Consider the following 287-nt stretch of genomic DNA (forward strand, 5'->3'; position numbering starts at 1 on the left):
GGCCGGGAGGAGCAGATGCAGAAACTGCAATCGCAAGGCGTCCATCACATCACGCTGGTCGGCGCCGATCGCCAGACCTCCATCGATTTCTGGGAAGGCGTGCTCGGCATGCCCTTCGTCTTCGAGCAGCCCAATCTCGACAAGGCGAGCGAAAGCCACCTCTATTTCGACCCGGGCGATGGGCGGCTGATCACGGTCTTCACCGACGAGAGCCGCAGCCCGGTCAAGCGGCGCACGCCGACCGACATCGGCTGCGTCCACCACATCGCGTTTGCGGTGTCGCGGGT

At 64.5% G+C, this 287-nt stretch carries 1 protein-coding gene; it reads left to right on the top strand.

Annotation, left to right across the window (positions count from 1 at the left end; translation table 11 throughout):
- Positions 1 to 15: 15 nt before the first annotated feature.
- The coding region (locus tag EN845_RS34925; RefSeq protein ID WP_135931351.1) for a VOC family protein at positions 16 to 287 on the top strand (272 nt) is incomplete at its 3' end.

Source organism: Mesorhizobium sp. M8A.F.Ca.ET.202.01.1.1 (assembly GCF_004791595.1).
Classification (GTDB): Bacteria; Pseudomonadota; Alphaproteobacteria; order Rhizobiales; family Rhizobiaceae; genus Mesorhizobium.